At 70.9% G+C, this 18118-nt stretch carries 23 protein-coding genes; 10 read left to right on the top strand and 13 right to left on the bottom strand.

The window, feature by feature from the left end; all coding sequences use genetic code 11:
- Positions 1-206: 206 nt before the first annotated feature.
- The 4 genes from BWR60_RS21590 to BWR60_RS21575 all read right to left on the bottom strand — a co-directional run bounded on the left by BWR60_RS21590 (position 207) and on the right by BWR60_RS21575 (position 3268).
- On the bottom strand, positions 207-1145 hold the full coding sequence (locus tag BWR60_RS21590) for an electron transfer flavoprotein subunit alpha/FixB family protein (RefSeq protein WP_088153082.1): 939 nt from the start codon (positions 1143-1145) through the stop codon (positions 207-209).
- Positions 1146-1162: 17 nt separating this feature from the next.
- The gene (locus tag BWR60_RS21585) at positions 1163-1912 is read right to left on the bottom strand and encodes an electron transfer flavoprotein subunit beta/FixA family protein (RefSeq protein WP_088153091.1); all 750 of its coding nucleotides are present in this window, start codon (positions 1910-1912) and stop codon (positions 1163-1165) included.
- Positions 1913-2082: 170 nt separating this feature from the next.
- On the bottom strand, positions 2083-2565 hold the full coding sequence (locus BWR60_RS21580) for a hypothetical protein (protein ID WP_088153081.1): 483 nt from the start codon (positions 2563-2565) through the stop codon (positions 2083-2085).
- A gap of 79 nt (positions 2566-2644) precedes the next feature.
- Entirely contained in the window at positions 2645-3268 is a 624-nt protein-coding gene (locus BWR60_RS21575) for an SCO family protein (protein ID WP_218823609.1), read from the bottom strand.
- A 72-nt stretch (positions 3269-3340) separates the two neighbouring features.
- Here BWR60_RS21575 and BWR60_RS37180 point away from each other — a divergent pair, with 72 nt between their 5' ends.
- Entirely contained in the window at positions 3341-3514 is a 174-nt protein-coding gene (locus BWR60_RS37180) for a hypothetical protein (RefSeq protein WP_179221882.1), read from the top strand.
- 141 nt (positions 3515-3655) lie between these two features.
- Here the strand turns inward: BWR60_RS37180 and BWR60_RS21570 are convergent, their stop codons facing one another.
- Complete coding sequence (locus BWR60_RS21570; RefSeq protein ID WP_088153079.1) at positions 3656-4540, bottom strand: AEC family transporter; 885 nt, start codon at positions 4538-4540, stop codon at positions 3656-3658.
- Positions 4541-4553: 13 nt separating this feature from the next.
- The gene (locus tag BWR60_RS21565) at positions 4554-5243 is read right to left on the bottom strand and encodes a phosphatase PAP2 family protein (protein WP_179221881.1); all 690 of its coding nucleotides are present in this window, start codon (positions 5241-5243) and stop codon (positions 4554-4556) included.
- A gap of 284 nt (positions 5244-5527) precedes the next feature.
- Here BWR60_RS21565 and BWR60_RS21560 point away from each other — a divergent pair, with 284 nt between their 5' ends.
- From BWR60_RS21560 to BWR60_RS21535, 6 genes are all read left to right on the top strand, one after another.
- The gene (locus BWR60_RS21560; protein WP_088153077.1) at positions 5528-6442 is read left to right on the top strand and encodes a TauD/TfdA dioxygenase family protein; all 915 of its coding nucleotides are present in this window, start codon (positions 5528-5530) and stop codon (positions 6440-6442) included.
- Positions 6443-6589: 147 nt separating this feature from the next.
- Entirely contained in the window at positions 6590-7240 is a 651-nt protein-coding gene (locus BWR60_RS21555) for a hypothetical protein (protein WP_088153076.1), read from the top strand.
- Between the two features lie 377 nt (positions 7241-7617).
- Positions 7618-7881 carry a metal-sensing transcriptional repressor gene (locus BWR60_RS21550; protein ID WP_088153075.1) on the top strand — a complete coding sequence of 88 codons (264 nt, stop codon included), beginning with the start codon at positions 7618-7620 and terminating at the stop codon, positions 7879-7881.
- Between the two features lie 13 nt (positions 7882-7894).
- On the top strand, positions 7895-8080 hold the full coding sequence (locus tag BWR60_RS21545; protein ID WP_088153074.1) for a hypothetical protein: 186 nt from the start codon (positions 7895-7897) through the stop codon (positions 8078-8080).
- A gap of 14 nt (positions 8081-8094) precedes the next feature.
- The gene (gene dmeF / locus BWR60_RS21540) at positions 8095-9123 is read left to right on the top strand and encodes a CDF family Co(II)/Ni(II) efflux transporter DmeF (protein ID WP_088153073.1); all 1029 of its coding nucleotides are present in this window, start codon (positions 8095-8097) and stop codon (positions 9121-9123) included.
- A gap of 94 nt (positions 9124-9217) precedes the next feature.
- Positions 9218-9922 carry a hypothetical protein gene (locus BWR60_RS21535; RefSeq protein WP_088153072.1) on the top strand — a complete coding sequence of 235 codons (705 nt, stop codon included), beginning with the start codon at positions 9218-9220 and terminating at the stop codon, positions 9920-9922.
- Between the two features lie 57 nt (positions 9923-9979).
- Here BWR60_RS21535 and BWR60_RS21530 read toward each other — a convergent pair whose 3' ends face one another.
- From BWR60_RS21530 to BWR60_RS21520, 3 genes are all read right to left on the bottom strand, one after another.
- Positions 9980-10468 (bottom strand): peptidylprolyl isomerase, encoded by a 489-nt coding sequence (locus BWR60_RS21530; protein ID WP_230983133.1) that lies wholly within the window; start codon positions 10466-10468, stop codon positions 9980-9982.
- A 136-nt stretch (positions 10469-10604) separates the two neighbouring features.
- Positions 10605-11237, bottom strand: coding sequence for a hypothetical protein (locus tag BWR60_RS21525; RefSeq protein ID WP_088153070.1), 633 nt, complete (start codon positions 11235-11237; stop codon positions 10605-10607).
- A 55-nt stretch (positions 11238-11292) separates the two neighbouring features.
- Complete coding sequence (locus tag BWR60_RS21520; RefSeq protein WP_088153069.1) at positions 11293-11772, bottom strand: Lrp/AsnC family transcriptional regulator; 480 nt, start codon at positions 11770-11772, stop codon at positions 11293-11295.
- Between the two features lie 188 nt (positions 11773-11960).
- Here BWR60_RS21520 and BWR60_RS21515 point away from each other — a divergent pair, with 188 nt between their 5' ends.
- Entirely contained in the window at positions 11961-12980 is a 1020-nt protein-coding gene (locus BWR60_RS21515; RefSeq protein WP_088153068.1) for a S1C family serine protease, read from the top strand.
- 12 nt (positions 12981-12992) lie between these two features.
- On the opposite strand, the gene BWR60_RS21510 is transcribed toward BWR60_RS21515, so the two are convergent.
- Genes BWR60_RS21510 through BWR60_RS21500 form a run of 3 tightly spaced genes read right to left on the bottom strand, consistent with a single transcriptional unit; the run spans position 12993 to position 15281 of the window.
- Positions 12993-13598 (bottom strand): hypothetical protein, encoded by a 606-nt coding sequence (locus tag BWR60_RS21510; RefSeq protein WP_088153067.1) that lies wholly within the window; start codon positions 13596-13598, stop codon positions 12993-12995.
- A 60-nt stretch (positions 13599-13658) separates the two neighbouring features.
- Positions 13659-14354 (bottom strand): TetR/AcrR family transcriptional regulator, encoded by a 696-nt coding sequence (locus tag BWR60_RS21505; RefSeq protein WP_088153066.1) that lies wholly within the window; start codon positions 14352-14354, stop codon positions 13659-13661.
- 39 nt (positions 14355-14393) lie between these two features.
- On the bottom strand, positions 14394-15281 hold the full coding sequence (locus tag BWR60_RS21500; RefSeq protein ID WP_088153065.1) for a DMT family transporter: 888 nt from the start codon (positions 15279-15281) through the stop codon (positions 14394-14396).
- A 75-nt stretch (positions 15282-15356) separates the two neighbouring features.
- On the opposite strand from BWR60_RS21500, the gene BWR60_RS21495 reads away from it, so the two are divergent.
- Positions 15357-15938, top strand: a complete 582-nt coding sequence (locus BWR60_RS21495) for a CGNR zinc finger domain-containing protein (protein ID WP_088153064.1) — start codon at positions 15357-15359, stop codon at positions 15936-15938.
- A gap of 12 nt (positions 15939-15950) precedes the next feature.
- Here the strand turns inward: BWR60_RS21495 and BWR60_RS21490 are convergent, their stop codons facing one another.
- Complete coding sequence (locus BWR60_RS21490; protein ID WP_088153063.1) at positions 15951-16502, bottom strand: putative glycolipid-binding domain-containing protein; 552 nt, start codon at positions 16500-16502, stop codon at positions 15951-15953.
- A gap of 254 nt (positions 16503-16756) precedes the next feature.
- Between BWR60_RS21490 and BWR60_RS21485 the strand changes: the two genes are divergently transcribed.
- On the top strand, positions 16757-18115 hold the full coding sequence (locus BWR60_RS21485; protein ID WP_088153062.1) for an NAD(P)-dependent oxidoreductase: 1359 nt from the start codon (positions 16757-16759) through the stop codon (positions 18113-18115).
- Positions 18116-18118 lie beyond the last annotated feature (3 nt).

The following is an 18118-nucleotide window of genomic DNA, read 5'->3' as shown; positions in this document are numbered from 1 at the left end:
TTCCTTCGTCGTGGCGCAGCACGGTCGGCAAATCAGCGATCCGCAATCGGTGGTCGAAAACGCCCTAGCAGCGGACAACCGGCCGGTCCTGTCAAGCGGAACCGGAGGGCCGCCCGCCCTATCCCGCTATGCATCCGCCGGCAGCAAAAAGGCGCATCCCGGAGGATGCGCCTTCAAGCGTCGCGAGGGTGGTCCGAAGGGCCGGATCAGGCCTTCTTGAGCTCGGCCTCCAGCTCCGGGATCAGCTTGAACAGGTCGCCGACCAGGCCGTAATCGGCGACCTGGAAGATCGGCGCCTCCTCGTCCTTGTTGATGGCGACGATGACCTTGCTGTCCTTCATGCCGGCCAGGTGCTGGATCGCGCCGGAGATGCCGACGGCGATGTACAGGTCCGGCGCCACCACCTTGCCGGTCTGGCCGACCTGGTAGTCGTTCGGCACGTAGCCGGCGTCGACCGCGGCGCGGCTGGCGCCGATCGCGGCGCCGAGATGGTCGGCGATGCCCTCGAGGATCTTGAAGTTCTCGGAGGAGCCCATGGCGCGGCCGCCGGAGATGATGATCCGGGCCGAGGTCAGCTCCGGCCGCTCGGACTTGCTCAGCTCCTGGCCGACGAAGCTCGACAGCCCGGCATCGGCCTTGGCCTCGACCGCCTCGACCGCGGCCGAGCCGCCTTCGGCCGCCGCCGCCTCGAAGGCGGTGCCGCGCACGGTGATCACCTTGATCGGGTCGGAAGACTGCACCGTGGCGATGGCGTTGCCGGCATAGATCGGCCGCTCGAAGGTGTCCGGCCCGTCGACCGCGGTGATCTCGGAGATCTGCTGCACGTCGAGCAGGGCGGCGACGCGCGGCATCAGGTTCTTGCCAGCGCTGGTCGCGGTGGCCAGCACATGGCTGTAGCCCTTGGCGAGGTCGACGACCAGCGGCGCCACGGTCTCGGCCAGCTGGTGCTCCAGCGCCGGGGCCTCGGCCAGCAGCACCTTCGCCACGCCGGCCACCTTGGCCGCGGCGTCGGCCGCCGGGCGGGCGCCGGCGCCGGCGACCAGCACATGGATGTCGCCGCCGATCTTCTGCGCCGCGGTGACGGCGTGCAGCGTGGCGGGCTTCAGGGTGGCGTTGTCGTGGTCGGCAACGATCAGGATCGACATGTCTTGGTCCCCCGCCCTCAGATCACGCGCGCTTCGGTCTTCAGCTTGGCCACCAGCTCCTGCACGCTGGCGACCTTGACGCCGCCCTTGCGCTTCGGCGGCTCGGCCACCTTCAGCGTCTTCAGCCGCGGCGCCGGGTCGACGCCGAGATCGGCCGGGCTGACGGTGTCGAGCTGCTTCTTCTTCGCCTTCATGATGTTCGGCAGCGAGGCGTAGCGCGGCTCGTTCAGGCGCAGGTCGGTGGTGATGATCGCCGGCAGCTTGACCCGGATGGTCTCGAGCCCGCCATCGACTTCGCGCGTCACCAGGGCGGCGCCGTCCTCCAGCACCAGCTTCGAGGCGAAGGTCGCCTGGCCCCAGCCCAGCAGGGCAGCCAGCGCCTGGCCGGTCTGGTTGGCGTCGTCGTCGATCGCCTGCTTGCCCAGGATCACCAGCTGCGGCTGTTCCTTGTCGACCAGCGCCTTCAGGATCTTGGCCACGGCCAGGGGCTGCAGCTCGACATCGGTCTGCACCAGGATGCCGCGGTCGGCACCCATCGCCAGCGCGGTGCGGATCGTCTCCTGCGCCTGGGCCGGGCCGACCGACACGGCCACGACCTCGGTCGCCTTGCCGGCCTCCTTGGCGCGGATCGCCTCCTCGACCGAGATCTCGTCGAAGGGGTTCATCGACATCTTGACGTTGGCCATGTCGACGCCGGACCCGTCGGCCTTGACCCGGACCTTGACGTTGAAGTCGATCACCCGTTTGACCGGGACCAGGATCTTCATCGGCTCGCACTCCATCGGACGGCGCTTTTCGCGCTGCAGTATGACGCTTTTAGTGCCCAAGGGCGGGATCGGCAACCGCCCCGGGCGGATCGCGAACAAAGGCCCGGATTCCGAGGCTCCGGTCCATCCGGTCCGCGACGGTTTGTGCTCCCCCGCCGACGGCGATGCGCTTACGGCTTCGGCTGGCCGGGGTCGAAGGTGGGCCCGCCCATGCAGGGCGCGACGATGTCGGAGCACTGGGCGGTGCGGAGATAGCCGCCGGAGGTGCGGTAGCGGACCTCGGCGACACGGCCGTCGACCAGGGTGAAGGTGGCCTCGCAGTAGTTCGGGTCGAGCGCGCTGGTGCCGATCTTCTGGCCGATGCCGGCATTGACCGGGCTGATGCCCATGTCGGTCCCGCCCGAGCCGCCGAAGCCGCCGACGCCGGCGGCCTCGTCCGCGGACATGCCGGCGCTCTGATAGGTCAGGTAATGGGTGTTGCCGTCGGCACGGCTGCGGGACGGCGTGCCGGCGCAGGACAGCAGCCGCGCCTCGCTCAGCCCGACCAGGTCGCTCTGGGCCGTCAGCGCCTGCTGCTGCCGCGCCTCGCGGTCGGAGCAGCCGTTGAGGACGAGGAAGGCGATCCCGGCCAGGACGGCGTGGCGAAGGGTCATGGGGCAACTCCGAGAGCGGAAATCAGGTTGGCGGCCACGATAGCACGCCCGGCGGGAACGCAACCCGCTTCGTGGCCGGTTATAATTGTTTGCCGATGCGTTCGGCCATCGCCTGCGGCGACAGCTGCGGCGGCAGCACGTCCAGCACCTGCCAGTCCGGCCCCATCAGATAGGTGAAGGCGGTGTGGTCCATCGAGTAGGAGCCGTCCGGCTGCGGCGCCTTCTTGTAGTAGACCCGGAAGGCCTTGGCCGCCGCGGCGATCTGGTCGGCCGACCCGGTCAGGCCGACCATGCGGGGATAGAAGGCCTGGGCGTACTGGCCGACCACCTCGGGCGTGTCGCGCTCCGGGTCGACGGTGATGAACACCGGCACCACGCCCTCGGCCTTCGACCCCAGCGTGTCCAGCGCCGCCGCCATGGTCGACAGCTCGGTCGGGCAGACGTCGGGGCAGTTGGTGAAGCCGAAGAAGATCAGCGCATCCTTGCCGGCGAAGTCCTTCTCGGTGACCGGCTTGCCGGCCTGGTCGACCAGCGCGATCGGGCCGCCGACCGAGCCGAAGCCCTGGCCGACGACGCCGCGGCCGCCCGGGGGGCCGAGCCAGAAGGCCACGGCCGCCGCGATGGCGATCGCCGGCACCGCCAGCGCCAGGGACCGCAGGATCCGCTTCCTCCACATCTCGACCGGCCTTCCAGCTTGCGTCATCGTCTGCCGTCATAGGCGCTGCGGCCTCCGGACGGAAGCGCGCGCGGCGTCGCAGAACGGACGGATGGTATCATGGCGGAGAAGGCGCAGCCCGGCGCGGCCGGCGGCGATGCGGATGCGGAAAGCGGCTCGGTCGGCGACGACAACCGCGGCCGGGCCCTGGTGGCGCTGGAGATCATGCGCCGCCGCGGCCTGATCGACCCGGCGACCTACGAGGCCCGGCGGAAGGAGATCGAGGAGGCATAGGAGCCGTTCGAGAATGCGCTGGGGTGAGTCGGCTGGCGGTGATTTTGAGAACCGGAGCGCAGCGGACGTTCAAGTCCGTGAGCGCCGGAAGCGGAAAAATCGCCGTCAGACGGCCGCCCCAGTAGCATTATCGGACGGCTCCTACATCAGCACGGCCAGCAGCACCGGCAGGGTCAGCAGGCTGATGATGGTGCCGACGACGACGGCGCCGGCCACCTCCTCCACCGGGCCGCCATAGCGGGCGGCGAACAGGTAGTTGAACACCGCCGGCGGCATCGCCGATTGCAGGATCAGGATCGCCGCGGTCGGGTGCGGTATGGCGAACAGCCAGACCACGCCGTAGCCGGCGGCGAGGCCGAGGCCCAGGCGCAGCGCCGCCAGCCACAGGGCGCGGCCGAGATTGGCGATGCGCAGGCTGGCCAGCGACACGCCCAGCGCGATCAGCATCAAGGGCAGGGTGACGCCGCCCAGGAGCTCGGTCGCGTTGCCCAGCCAGCGCGGCGCGTCGATGCCGCCGGCGGCGAAGGCGATGGCCAGCAAAATGGCGTAGATCGTCGGGGTTTTGAGGATCTCGGTCCACCGGCTGTGGCCCGAGGCGCAGGAGACGCCGACGGTGAACTGCAGCAGCGTCATGGCGGCGGAGAAGGGCAGGGCCAGCGCCAGCCCCTCGTCACCGAAGGCGAAATAGGCGATCGGCAGGCCGAGATTGCCGGCATTCGGCAGCATCACCGTCGGCAGCAGCGGCCGCACCGCCCGGCCGGTGAGGTACAGCGCCAGCCCGCCGACCAGGCCGCAGGCGAAGACCGACAGCATCGCCAGCCCGGCCTGGCCGATGATCTCGCCGGCCGGGACGTGGAACTTGGTCAGGGTCGAGAACACCAGGCAGGGCGACCCGACATAGGTCACGAGGCGGGTGACGAAGCCGAGGTCGAAGGGATGGCGCGACCGGGCCCAGACATAGCCGACGGCGGCCGAGGCGATCACCGGCGCCAGCACCGGGATCAGGGCGGCGATCAGCTCCATCATCGCGGCAGCCCGATCATCGGGCGATCGCCACCGGCCCGCCGGTCGCCTCCAGGCAGCGGCGCATGGCCAGGGCCACGACCACGCCCAGCCAGGCGCCGGCGACGATGTCGGCGGGGTAGTGCGAGGTGACGACGACGCGGCTCAGCGCCACCAGCCCGCCCAGCAGGGCGAAGGCCCAGCCCCAGCGCGGGAACAGGATCCACAGCGCCGTCATCGCCGTGGCCATGGTCTGGGCGTGGCCGGACGGGAAGCTGTTCGAGAACAGGTCCCAGCCGAAGGGGTGCGGCGCGAAGGCGTCCTGGCGGAACAGGTGGCGCGGCCGCGGCCGGCCGATCACCGCTTTCAGCAGCCAGTTGGTCACGGTGGTGGCCAGCAGCGCCGCCAGCATGAAGCCGAAGCCGCGGGCCCGCTTCAGCCGCCGGGCGCGGACATCGCCATGGGCGGCCAGGAAGGCGGTGAAGCGGTATCCCAGCCAGGCCAGGATCGCCAGCGCGTACCACCACACGCCCAGGCCGATATCGGTGAAGACCTTGACCGCGGCGATGATGGACGAGCCGCGATGCGCCTCGAACCACAGCGCCGCCGGGCGGTCGGCGAAGGCGACCAGCAGGGCGCACAGCACGGCGACGGCCAGGAAGCTGGCCAGGACCGGGCGGTCCAGCAAGCCGGCACGTTTTGCCGCGATGGTGTCCGATCGACCCACTGCCCCTCCGGAGTTGTCCGTCCTGTACGACGGAACCGCGGCCGGGTGAAACGGCGTTCCGGGCATCCGAGGGTCCCGGATCTGTAATACCGGTGGCCTTTGAGATCGGCTCTCCGGTTCTTTCCCGTGATGGCCACGGCGCTGCGCGCCTCGCCATCACGGGTCAAGATCGCGGCCATCGGCATGATTTCAAGAAGAATATGTAAATTGCATATATTGATCTCAATAAAAATGTATATCTAAGATATAGCCGACGCCGCGATGTGAATGGACAGGAGCACAGCATGGGCGACCTTCATCCGGATGCCGGCCTCGACCTGCGCCCGGTCGCCGGCCGCATCGGCGCCGAGATCCGCGGCCTCCGCCTCTCCGGCGACCTTGGTGCCGAAACCCTGGACGGTCTCCGCGCTGCGCTGCACCGGCACAAGGTGATCTTCCTGCGCGGCCAGGACCTGGACGATGCCGGGCAGGAGGCGTTCGCCCGGTCGCTGGGCGACCCGGTGGCGCATCCGACCCAGCCGGTGGCGACGGGTGCCGATTTCCTGCTCGAGCTCGATTCCGCCCGCGGCCAGCGCGCCAACTCCTGGCACACCGACGTCACCTTCGTCGACGCCTACCCCCAGGCCTCGATCCTGCGGGCGGTGACGGTGCCGGAGTTCGGCGGCGACACCATCTGGGCCAACACCGCCACCGCCTATCTCGACCTGCCGGCGCCGCTGCGCGGCCTGGCCGACCAGCTCTGGGCCCTGCACAGCAACGATTACGACTACGCCGCGTCGCATCCGGAGGCGACGGCGGAGCGGCTGCGCTACCACCGCGAGGTCTTCGCCTCGACCGTCTACGAGACCGAGCACCCGGTGGTGCGGGTGCATCCGGTCACCGGCGAGCGCACGCTGGTGCTGGGCCATTTCGTGCGGCGCTTTCTCGGCCTGTCGGCCAATGAATCGGCGCAACTCTTCGCCACGCTGCAGGCCTATGTGACGCGGCCGGAGAACACGGTGCGCTGGCAGTGGCGGGCCGGCGATGTGGCGATCTGGGACAACCGCGCCACCCAGCATTACGCGGTCAACGACTATGGCGACCGGCGGCGGGTGGTGCGCCGCGCCACCATCGCCGGCGACATCCCGGCCGCCATCGATGGCCGCCGCAGCGTGACGCGGGTCAAGGCGGCGCGGCAGCCGGAGGCGGCAGCGGCCTGAGCCGTCTGTCTCCGAGGAAGCGAGTCTCTTTTGAGCGCTCAACGCCGTCATTGCTTCGCCTCCGCGCAATGACGGCGAAGGGCCGTGCGATCGCAATAAACACAATGTTCATTGCGGCTATCCTGATTCTCGTTCATGATATGTTCCATGAATGAGGCGCCATCCGAACCGATCAAGCCGACCGATCCCGACATGCTGTGGACCGGCTGGGCGCTGCACATGGTGCGCGAGGCGGCCGAGATCGACATGCGCAGCAAGCGGATGACCGAGCGGCAGCAGGAGACGGCGGACAGGGATTCGTCGGTCGAGTTCGGGCTGATCCAGTCGCGGCTGTCGCGGTCGCTGCGGCTGTCGGTGGCGCTGGCCGAGCGGATCCGCACCGAATACCTGATGCGCCGGGACGGGCGCGAGGCCTCGGGCGAGCAGCAGCGCCGCCGGCAGAAACGGGAGCAGGCCGTCGACAGCGTCGTCAAGGCGATCGCGACGCCCGCCGATGGCGATGGCGACTATCTGCGGTCGGTGCTGTGGAAGCGGCTGGTCGAGGACGAGATCCTGGACGCGCAGCTCGACAGCCTGTCGGAGGAGGCGTTCGTGCAGGCGGTGTGCCGCAAGATCGGCCGCCCGCCGCCCTCGATCCCGCTGCCGCAGGGCTGCGGCGAGGTCGAGGCGGTGGACGCCCCGCAGGCGAAGCCCGCCGAAGCTGCCGATCGGGAACCGGCTGAGGATCGTGCATCGGCACCGGACGATCCCGGCACGGGCCGGCCCGTGCCGCCGCCGTCGAAGCCGGACAGCAGCTAACCGTCCCGGCACATCCTCACCGTCATTGCGAGGAGGCGAAGCCGACGAAGCAATCCATCGTCCCGCATGAGCAAATGCATGGATTGCTTCCCCCGGCTCAGGGCCGGGGTCGCAATGACGGTGTGGGTGGGAGAATCAGTGTCGAGAACCGCTCCCTTTGCCTCTCCCGTTTACGGGAGAGGTCGGAGGCGCTTGCGCCTCCGGGTGAGGGGATTTTGTCGAGGCCGGGACCCGCCCTCACCCGGTCTCGCTATGCGAGCCCGACCTCTCCCGCCAGGCGGGAGAGGCAATCTAAGAGATATCCATATATGTCCTCGGCCAATCCCTGCGACCGTGCGCCCCTTGCCCTATCCCCTCCAGGGGGATAGGTTATCTTCATGAGCCACGCCAACAATCCCGAGATCCTAGGCCGGCTGAAGCGGGCGCAGGGGCATCTCGCCGCCACGCTGCGCATGGTCGAGGCCGGCGAGGACGGGCTCGCCATCGCCCAGCAGCTCCAGGCCGTCGTCAAGGCGGTGGAGAAGGCGAAGACCATGCTGATCCTCGACCATGTCGACCATTGCGTCGCGCATCTGGCGAACGGGGCCGAGGGCCGTGACGCCCGGCTCGCCTCGCTGCGCGAGATCACCAAGTATCTGTGAGGCCATCAACGCCATGTGCTGCCGCGTCGCCGTCGAACGGGTCTACCGCGAGCTCTGCGCCCGGGCCGAACCGCCGGAATGGGCCTTCGAGGCCGCGCTGACCCTGTACCGCCACAACCATCCGGAGGTGCCGGTCGCCATGGCCACGCGCGAGGTCTGCGACTGGACCGGCCATCCGGCCCAGCTCCTGCTCCACTGAACCGAGAGGCGGCGATGCACAGCCATTCCCTCGACGCCTGGCGGCACGACCACCTGTTCCTCGGCGCCGACCACGACCGCAACGAGCGCCGCACCCGCTGGGTGGTGGCGCTGACCGCGGCGATGATGGTGGCCGAGATCCTGGGCGGCCTCGCCTTCGGCTCGATGGCACTCCTGGCCGACGGGCTGCACATGGCCACCCATGCCGGGGCGCTCGGCGTCGCCGCGCTGGCCTATGGCTATGCCCGCCGCCACGCGCGCGATCCGCGCTTCGCCTTCGGCACCGGCAAGCTCGGCGACCTCGCCGGCTTCGCCAGCGCCCTGGTGCTGGCGGTGGTGTCGGTCGGCATCGGCTGGGAATCGGTGCTGCGCCTGCTGAACCCGGTCGCCATCGCCTATGACGAGGCCATCGTCATCGCGGTCGTGGGCCTCGGCGTCAACATCGCCAGCGCCTGGCTGCTGCATGACGGCGGCCATCACCACGGCCATCATCACGGGCACGGTCACGGACACGACCATGGGCACGGCCACGATCACGATGACCACCATGGGCATCACCAGGACGACGATCATCACGCTGATGGGCACCACGCCCATGGCCATCACGACCGTGACCACAATCTGCGCGCGGCCTATTTCCACGTGCTGGCCGATGCCGTGACCTCGGTCGGCGCCATCCTCGGCCTGCTCGCCGGCCGCTTCTACGGCTGGGCCTGGATGGATGCGGTCATGGGCATCGTCGGCGGCATCATGATCGCGCGCTGGTCCTGGGGCCTGCTGCGCGATTCGGGGGCGGTGCTGCTCGACACCGTGCCGGATCCGGGCCTGGCCGAATCGATCCGCGGCCGGATCGAGACCGGAGGGGACCGCATCGCCGACCTGCATCTCTGGCGCGTCGGGCCGGGGCATGCCGCGGCGATCGTGTCGCTGGTCAGCGACCGGCCGCTGCCGCCGGCGCAGTACAAGGCCCGGCTCGGCGGCCTGCCCGGCCTGTCGCATGTGACGGTCGAGGTGAACCGCTGCGAGCACCAGGCGGCGGCGTGAGGCGGCCTGCGGCGGATTGCCGTGGCGCCTTCCGGCGGCTATGCAGCCATCCTGCGCCCGCCAAGCCCGGCCGGTCCGGAGGATGAGGAACCCGATGCTGCGCCGCCTGCCGATCGTCGCCGCCGCTGCCGCCCTGGCGCTGACCGCGCCGCTGGCCCTCGTCCGGGCCGAGGTCGCGGCCGGCCAGGTGGCCGGCGCCGCCGGCCTGTCCGACCGGCTGGCACTGACCGCCCTGGTGCAGTCGCTGCGCGCCGGGCTCGGCGCCACCGACAGCGCCACCCTGTTCCTGGAAGACTGGTGTGGCCGCTACGGCCTGGCGCCGACCGCCAAGATCGTAGCCAAGCGCGTGCCCGGCGAGGTGAAGCTGACCGACCAGCAGCGGCAGGAGCTGGAGATCACCGATTCGGCCGAGCCGGTGGTGTATCGCCGGGTCCAACTGGTCTGCGGCGACCAGGTGCTGTCCGAGGCCGACAACTGGTACCTGCCGAACCGCCTGACGCCGGAGATCAACGCGACGCTGACCGGGACCGACACGCCCTTCGGCCGCGCCATCCGGCCGCTCGGCCCGTCGCGCCGCACCCTGTCCTCGACCGTGTTGTGGCAGGCGCTGCCGGAGGGGTGGGAGCGGATGCCGGCCGCAGACCTTGCCGGCTGGGCCGCCGCGGCGCCGGCCCCGGCCTATGACCCCTCGGCCTCGCTGTTCGAGAACCGCGCCATCGTGCTGCGCCAGGACGGCAAGCCGATCTCCGAGGTGCGCGAGACCTACAAGATGCCGCTGATCGCCTTCCGCTTCCGCTGAAACGCAGAAGCCCGGCCGAAAGGCCGGGCTTCGCGTCGATCGATCCGGGGCCGTGCCTTACTGGGCGTCGGCCGCGACCTGCAGCTTGACGATGGTGTCCGGGTTGGCCGGCGGCTCGCCGCGCTTGATCTTGTCGACGAACTCCATGCCCTCGACCACCTGGCCCCACACCGTGTACTGGCCGTTCAGGAAGTCGCCATTGGCGAACATGATGAAGAACTGGCTGTCGGCGCTGTTCGGGCTCTGCGCCCGGGCCATGCCGACGGTGCCGCGCTTGAACGGCGTCTGGGTGAACTCGGCGTCGATCTTCTGGCCGGAGCCGCCCATGCCGGTGCCGGTCGGGTCGCCGGTCTGGGCCATGAAGCCCTCGATCACGCGGTGGAACTTGACGCCGTTGTAGAAGCCCTGCCGCACCAGCTCCTTGATCCGGGCGACATGCTTCGGTGCCAGGTCGGGGCGCAGCTCGATCACCACCCGGCCATAGGTCAGGTCGAGATAGAGCGTGTTTTCGAGATCGCGGGCCGAAGCCCCCTGGGTGATGGCCATGGCGAGGAGAAGACTCCCGAGAAGTTGGAAGAAACGCGTCATGCGCTGGGCGCTCCAGACGGGTCGCAAGAAGTGGCGAGACACAAGCACGGGTCGGGCCCGAGAGCAACCCGGTGCGGCATGCGGCCCCGCGCGATCAGCAGCCGTCGGCCGTGTCCGGCCCGGCATAGCTCCGGGTCAGCGGCAGGCCGTACTGCTGCAGCAGCGCCTTCTCGGCATGGCAGAACCTGGTGGCGGACCGCGCCGTCTCGACCGGCTGGAACATGTCGCTGGTGGTGCCGACATCCTCGCCCGGCACCAGGCGGTAGACAGTGTAGTCGACGAGGCTGGGGCCGGGGATGCCCTCCTCCGGGTCGAAGCCCCGCTGGGCGACGAAGACGAAGGTGCCGGGCTGGCCGTCGATCTTGCCGCGGACGAAGCGCACGCTGCGCACCACGTCCTCGCCGGTGTGCGGGTCGTCCCGGATGGTGTCCTCGAACCCGCCGCCGTCCTTGGTCAGGGTGTCGAAGCCCACCACCTCCGGCATGCCGCCGTTGCCCGCCATCAGCACCAGGTACAGGTCGTAGCCATGGGCGTTGCCGTTCTCGCGCCAGCCCAGGGTGACGATGGCGCTGCGCCCGTCCGGCGCGAAGCGCTCGATCGTGTTCGGCCCCGGCTTCAGCGGGATCGGCGCCAGCTCGGTGAAGCGGTGCTTCGCCGGCTCCGCCGCCGCGGCCGGTCCGGCGGCGCCGAGGGCGAGGAGGGCGGCCAGCAGCAGGCGCAAGCTCATGGTCGGTCTCGTCTGATTCGGAAGATCGCAGGATGGGGCGGCGAATGCGGCGCGGTCAGGGCGCCGGGGGCAGCGGCAGGCGGCGGCTGTCCTTGATGGTGTCGAGCACGATGCGCGAGCGGATGGCGGAGACGCCGTCGACCCGCATCAGGCTGTCCATGATGAAGCGCGACAGGTCCTTCAGGTCCGGCGCGACCACCCGCAGCTCGTAGTCGGCGTCGCCGGTGACGGCGCAGCATTCGACGATCTCGGGGTGGCGCTGCACCGCCTCGCGGAACGCCTCCGCCGTGAAGGCGCCGTGCTTCTCCAGGGTGATCGAGATGTAGGCGGCCACCGACAGGCCGATGCGGTCGGGGTCCAGCAGGGCGGCATAGCCGCGGATCACCCCGGCCTCCTCCAGCCGCTGCAGCCGCCGGGCGCATTGCGACGGCGACAGCAGGACCCGTTCGGCCAGGGCGATGTTGCTCATCCGGGCATCGTCCTGCAGGGCCGCGAGGATCCGCCAGTCGAAGCCATCCAGCGTCTCCGTCGCCATCTCCGGGCATCCTCGCCGTGATCGATGCGCGAATCGCGCATGGCGGACCATACGCCCGGCCGGTGCCTCCGTCAGCCCGGCGGACGGGCCGTCGATGTTCCCCTTGGGTTCTCTCTTCGGCATGCCCACATGAACGGAAACGGGACGCGCCGGTCCGGCGCCGTCCCCTCCGCTCCCAAGGTCCTGCCATGCCCGGCTACGAAACCCGCTTCCTCCTCGACGCCTCGGCGCCGGGGACCGAATCCTCGACCCCGACCGCCGCCCCTGCCGGCGGCGATGCGCTCGACGCCTATTCCCGCACGGTGATCGACGCCGTGCGCGCCGCGGCGCCCGCGGTGGTGCATCTGCGCGTCCTCGGCAAGGGGCCGGACGGCACAGTCGGGCCGCGCGGCAGCGGCTCCGGCGTCATCTTCACCCCGGACGGCTTCGTCCTGACCAACAGCCATGTGGTGAACGGGGCGACCAGCATCACCGCCACGCTCAGCGACGGCCGCAGCGTCGTCGCCTGGCCGGTCGGCGAGGACCCGGACACCGACCTCGCCGTGCTGCGCCTGCATGACAGCGTGCCGGGCTGGGCGCCGCTCGGCTCCTCCGCCGCGCTGCAGGTCGGCCAGTTGGTGGTCGCCATCGGCAACCCGCTGGGCTTCGAGGCGACGGTGACGGCCGGCGTGGTCAGCGCCCTCGGCCGGTCGCTGCGCGGCCAGTCCGGCCGGCTGATCGACGGCGTGCTGCAGACCGACGCGGCGCTGAATCCCGGCAATAGCGGCGGCCCGCTGGTCGACGCGCTGGGCCGGGTGGTGGGCATCAACACCGCGATGATCGCCGGCGCCCAGGGGCTGTGCTTCGCCATCGGCGCCGACACCGCCCTGGTGGTGGCGTCGGAGATCATCCGTCACGGCCGGGTGCGGCGCGCCTCGCTCGGCATCGCCGGCCAGACCATCCGGCTGCCGCGGCCGACCCAGCTGGCGCTGGGCCTGCCGGCCCGGGGCGGCGTGCGGGTGGCGGAACTGCTGCCCGGCGGCGCCGGGGCGGCGGCGCTGCGGACGGGCGACGTGATCCTGGCGGTGGACGGGCATCCGGTCGACGGCGTCGACGCGCTGCACCGGCTGCTCGGGGCCGAACGGGTCGGTATCGCCACGGTGCTGCGCCTGCTGCGCGACCGCAAGGTGGTGGAGGTGCCGGTGACGCCGCGCGAGCGGGCGGGGTGACCCGCCTGTCCCTCAGTTGAACTTGGTCGCCATGCTGACGCCATAGCCGATGATGCCGCCGCCGGACAGCGCCACCGCCGGCAGGTCGTGCGTCTCGATGTTCCCGAAGTTCTTCTCGCGCGTGTAGAAGCCGGCGAGGGCGTATTGCGCGTCGTAGAACTCGCCCAGCCGCTTGGCATAGGCCAGCTGCTCCGGCCCGTCGGTCGGCTGCTGGGTCTGCGTCTGGATGTAGCTGTGCAGCGCCATGTTGACCTCGCGCTGCGAGGCGATGGCGGTGCCGGGATACAGCTTCACCCGCTCGGCCATGAAGCCGGCGGCCCTGGCCTCGGCCGCGTCGTTCTGCTTCGCCGAGACGCGCTTCAGCCCGTCCCAGGCGTCGGTCAGGTCGGGCCAGGCCATGCCGGCCTGGCGGTACAGGCTCTTGGCCTCGCCGGGGTTGCGGGCCTCGGCGGCCTTGGCCTGGGCCAGCAGGGCCTCGCCGCGGCTGCGGTCGAAGGCGGCTTCGCCCTGGACGGCGCCGCTCTGCAGCACCGTGGGCGGCAGCGCCGGCTGGTGCGGCTCCGCGGCGCAGGCGGCGAGGGCGAGCAGGGCCAGGGGGATGAGGAGGCGCGGATGCATGGCCCATCCTTTAGCGCAAAGCGGCCCGCGCCGCCATGGACGGCGTGCCGCGACGGCGGATCAGCCGCCGCGCGGCTTCAGCCCGCAGCCGCGCAGGATCAGCCCGGTGACGTGGCGGCTGGCGACCAGGAAGACGTCGTCATCCATCGCCTCGCGGCCCAGCACGGCCCGGATCTGGGCCTCGAAATCGGCATAGGTCTGGGTCACGGCCCACAGGCTGAAGACCAGGTGCCGCGGGTCGACCGGCGCCATCCGGCCGGCGGCGATCCAGCCCTCGATCACCCGGGCCTTCTCGTCGATCGTCCGCTTCAGCTTGCCGGACAGGTAGTCGGCGACCTGCGGCGCGCCGTGGATGATCTCGTTGGCGAAGACCTTCGACGCCAGCGGCCGGCTGCGGGACCAGCGCATCTTGTCGCGGATATAGGCCGTCAGCGCCTCGGCCGGGTCGCGCTCCGGCACCAGATGGTCGAAGGCGTCGACCCAGAGGTCGAGGATGCGGGACAGCACGGCGCGGTACAGCGCCTCCTTGGTGCCGAAATAGTAGTGGACGTTGGCCTTGGGCAGGCCGGCGCGCTCGGCGATGCCCTGCATGGTGGCGCCGGAGAAGCCGGCCTCGGCGAACACGCCCTCGGCGGCGTCGAGGATCTGCGCCTCACGGGCCCGGCGCAGGCGGCCGCCCGAGCCAGCGCCCGGCCGCGGTCCCAGGGCGGGGCCGGCGTCGTCGTCCGGCGGGTCCAGCGTCTCGGCATCGGTCATGCCGGCATCATCGGCCGGATGGCCGGCCCCGTCGATAGGCTAGCGGCCGGGCGCCGGCTCCGCCGTCCGTGGCCGGGCTGGTCGGGCGCGGTCCGCCTCGCCGCGTCCGGCCAGGGCGATGCCGGCGATGATGAAGACGCTGCCGACCAGCGCCGCGGCCTGCGGCACCTGGCCCAGGATCGGCCAGGCCAGCAGCGTCGCCACCACCGGCTGGCCGTAGCCGGCGACGGCGGAGAAGCCGGCGTCGAGCGTGCGCAGCGCCCGGGCGACCAGCAGCTGGGAGGCGAAGGCGATCAGCGCCTGGGCCGCCAGGTTCAGCCAGCCGGACGGCGCCGCCGGCAGGATCCGGTCCTGCAGCAGCGCCACCGGCAGCGCGCCCAGCGCGGCGCCGACCAGGGTCCAGAAGGTGACGGTGGCGGCGTCCCGCCGCCGGCACAGCGCCGCCGAGATCAGGAAGCACACGGCGTAGAACAGGGCGGCCAGCAGGGCCATGCCGTTGCCCAGCAGGTCGCCGCCGGCGGCGCCGCGGGCCCCGGCCAGGATGGCGATGCCGAGGAAGGCGACGAGGCCGCCGCCGACCACCCTTCCGTCCGGCCGGCACCACCGCCACAGCGCCGGCAGCAGCGCCACCAGCAGCGGGTAGATCATCACCAGCAGCGTCGCCTCCAGCACGCTGGTGCGCACGATCGAGGCATTCCACAGCACCAGGTCGGCGGCCAGCATCACCCCCGCCAGCAGGGCCAGGCCGATGTCGCGCGCCGGCATGCCGGGCGACCGCCAGGCCACGATCGCCGCCGGGATGCAGCTGAGCGTCAGGCGCCAGAAGGCGGTGGCGGCGGGGTCGACCGGGCTGGTCCGGACCAGGATCGGGCCGATGCCCGACAGGCCGACGCCGGCATAGAGCCGGCCGAGGGCGTTCCAGCGCATGTAACCATCTTTCTGACGTTTGCCGGTAACGATATAGGCCTCGCTGAAACCTGTCAAAGGGGCTATGCTGGTTTCATGCCTTGTGAGCACCCGTCCGAACCGCAGCTGGTCGGCGGCTTCGCCTGCCTGGATTTCTGCAACACCGTGTCCGGCTGGGACGGGCCGGGACCGCGGGAGCGGGCGGGCACCCCCGCCGCTTTGGCCGCGTGGTGCGCCCGCGTCTTCGGCGAGACGCCGCGGATCGATGCGGCGGGCTGGGCCCGGCTGATCCGGCTGCGCGCGACGCTGCATGCGGTGCTCGACGCCATGGCGACCCGGGCCGATCCGCCGGCGGAGGCGGTGGCCGAGCTGCAGGCGGAGGTGGCGGAGGCCGCGGCCCGGCGCCGGTTGACCGTCACCGCGGCCGGAGGCGCCTGGCGGGATGCGCCGCCCGCGGACGGGACGGCGGTACGGCATCGCCTGGCGATGGACGCGCTCGACCTCCTGCTCCAGGGCGAGCCGGCACGGCTGAAGCGCTGCGCCGGCCATGACTGCGCCTGGCTGTTCTATGACCGCAGCAAGAACGCCAGCCGGCGCTGGTGCCTGATGGCCGATTGCGGCACCTCCGACAAGGTCCGCCGCTTCCGCCAGCGGCAGCGCTCGGGCGATGCTGTCTGAGGCTGGCCGGTCTCACCCCACGCGTCGGTACAGGCCGGGATAGTCCAGCACCAGCTCGTTGGCGTCGGTGCTGATCTCGGCGGTGAAGCCGCTGCCATCCAGCGATTCGAAGCGCCAGCGCCGCAGGGCGAGGTGGGTGTAGCGCTGCGACGCGGCGAAGGGCACCAGGTCCGGCAGCGGCAGATAGGCCACCCGGATCTCGGCCGCTTCGCCGGGCTCCAGCCCCAGCCGGCGGATCGGCAGCGTGTTGGTGAAGGGCGTCGCCACCAGGTCGACATCGATGCAGCCGTCCAGCTGCGGCAGCGGCGTGCCGTCGCCGGTGGTCCAGGCGCCGCCGCCATCCGCGATCAGCCGCAGCCGCCGGTCCCCGGCATGGTCGGTCACCGCCACCGACCGCACCCGCCATTCGGCATCCATCACCATGGTGTAGCTCAGGGCCCATTCCACGCCTTCATCGCCGCCGATCACCACGCTGTCGGCCTGAATCCAGGCGCCGCTGCGGTGCAGCCGCAGATGCTCCAGGCCGATGCCTTGGGCCGGGGCCCATCGGACATGTCGGTCCATGCGCCGTCTCTCCCGCGCTGCCATTTATCGTTCCTGAAATGTTCCTAGCATGATTCGACGCCCTGAAACAAACGCAAATGATAGCCACTCTCAATTGAAAATAGAGTTGACCATTTGGTCAGGTTCTCGATACCGTTCCGCTCAGGTGAGGTGCGGGGCCGCGATCGAAACCGGGAAATCCGGATGCGGCGTCGGGATGTAAGCCGGGGATGGCGGGCGAGGGGCCTGCCGGATCGGGTCATCGGAGGCTGGGAATGACGACGGGATCCGACATCGCGGCCGGGCGCCTCGGCGCCGACCGCATCGCCGAGGACTTCGCGGAGATCCATCCGCCGCTCGACCGGCGCACGGCGCTGATCGAATCCAGCCGCTGCTATTTCTGCTACGACGCGCCCTGCATCGAGGCCTGCCCCACCGGGATCGACATCCCGGCCTTCATCAAGGGCATCGCCACCGACAATGTGAAGGGCGCGGCGCAGACCATCCTGACCGCCAACATCATGGGCGGCATGTGCGCCCGGGTCTGCCCGGTCGAGGAGCTGTGCGAGGACGCGTGCGTCCGCAACCACCAGGAGGAGAAGCCGGTGGCGATCAGCGCCCTGCAGCGCTACGCCACCGACCATGTCTTCCTGCGCGACGAGCAGCTGTTCAGCCGCGCGCCGTCGACCGGCCGGCGCGTCGCCGTGGTCGGCGCCGGCCCGGCCGGCCTGGCCTGCGCCCACCGCCTCGCCGTGCTGGGCCACGACGTCGTCGTGTTCGAGGCCAAGGCGAAGGGCGGCGGGCTGAACGAATACGGCCTGGCCGCCTACAAGATGGCGGACGGCTTCGCCCAGGCCGAGCTGGCCTACATCCTCGAGATCGGCGGCATCGAGATCCGCGCCGGCGTGGCGCTGGGCCGCGACGTCTCCCTCAGCGAGCTGCGACGCGACTACGACGCCGTGTTCCTCGGCCTCGGCCACAACGCCGCCAACGCCCTGGGCTGCGACGGCGAGGCCCTGGCCGGGGTGGAGAGCGCGGTCGATTTCATCGCCCGGCTCCGCCAGGCCGCGGACAAGGGATCGGTGCCGGTCGGCCGCCGTGTGGTGGTGATCGGCGGCGGCAATACCGCGATCGACGCCGCCACCCAGGCCAAGCGGCTGGGGGCGGAGGAGGTGACGCTGGTCTACCGCCGCGGCGCCGAGCAGATGACCGCCACCTGGAAGGAGCAGGACTGGACCCAGGTCAACGGTGTCACCGTCCGGCACTGGGCCCAGCCGCGCCGCATCCTGGGCTGGCCGGCCAACGGCCGCGGCCCGTCGGTGAAGGAGGTCGAGTTCGAGCACACCCAGCTCGACGCCCAGGGCCGCCTGACCGGCACCGGCGACCGCTTCACCGTGCTGGCCGACCAGGTCTTCACCGCCATCGGCCAGTACCTGGTGCCCTCCGCCTTTGCCAATGAGGCGGAGACGCTGGACATGGCCGGCAACCGGATCGCCGTGAACGAGGAGAAGCAGACCTCGCTGTCCGGCGTCTGGGCCGGCGGCGACTGCGTGCCCGGCCAGGACCTGACCGTCAGCGCCGTGCAGGACGGCAAGCTGGCGGCGCTGTCGATCGACCGGGCGCTGCGGCGCTGAATG

The organism is Inquilinus limosus, assembly GCF_002195995.1.
Lineage (GTDB): Bacteria > Pseudomonadota > Alphaproteobacteria > DSM-16000 > Inquilinaceae > Inquilinus > Inquilinus limosus_C.
This window is presented reverse-complemented; position numbering and strand designations above follow the sequence as displayed.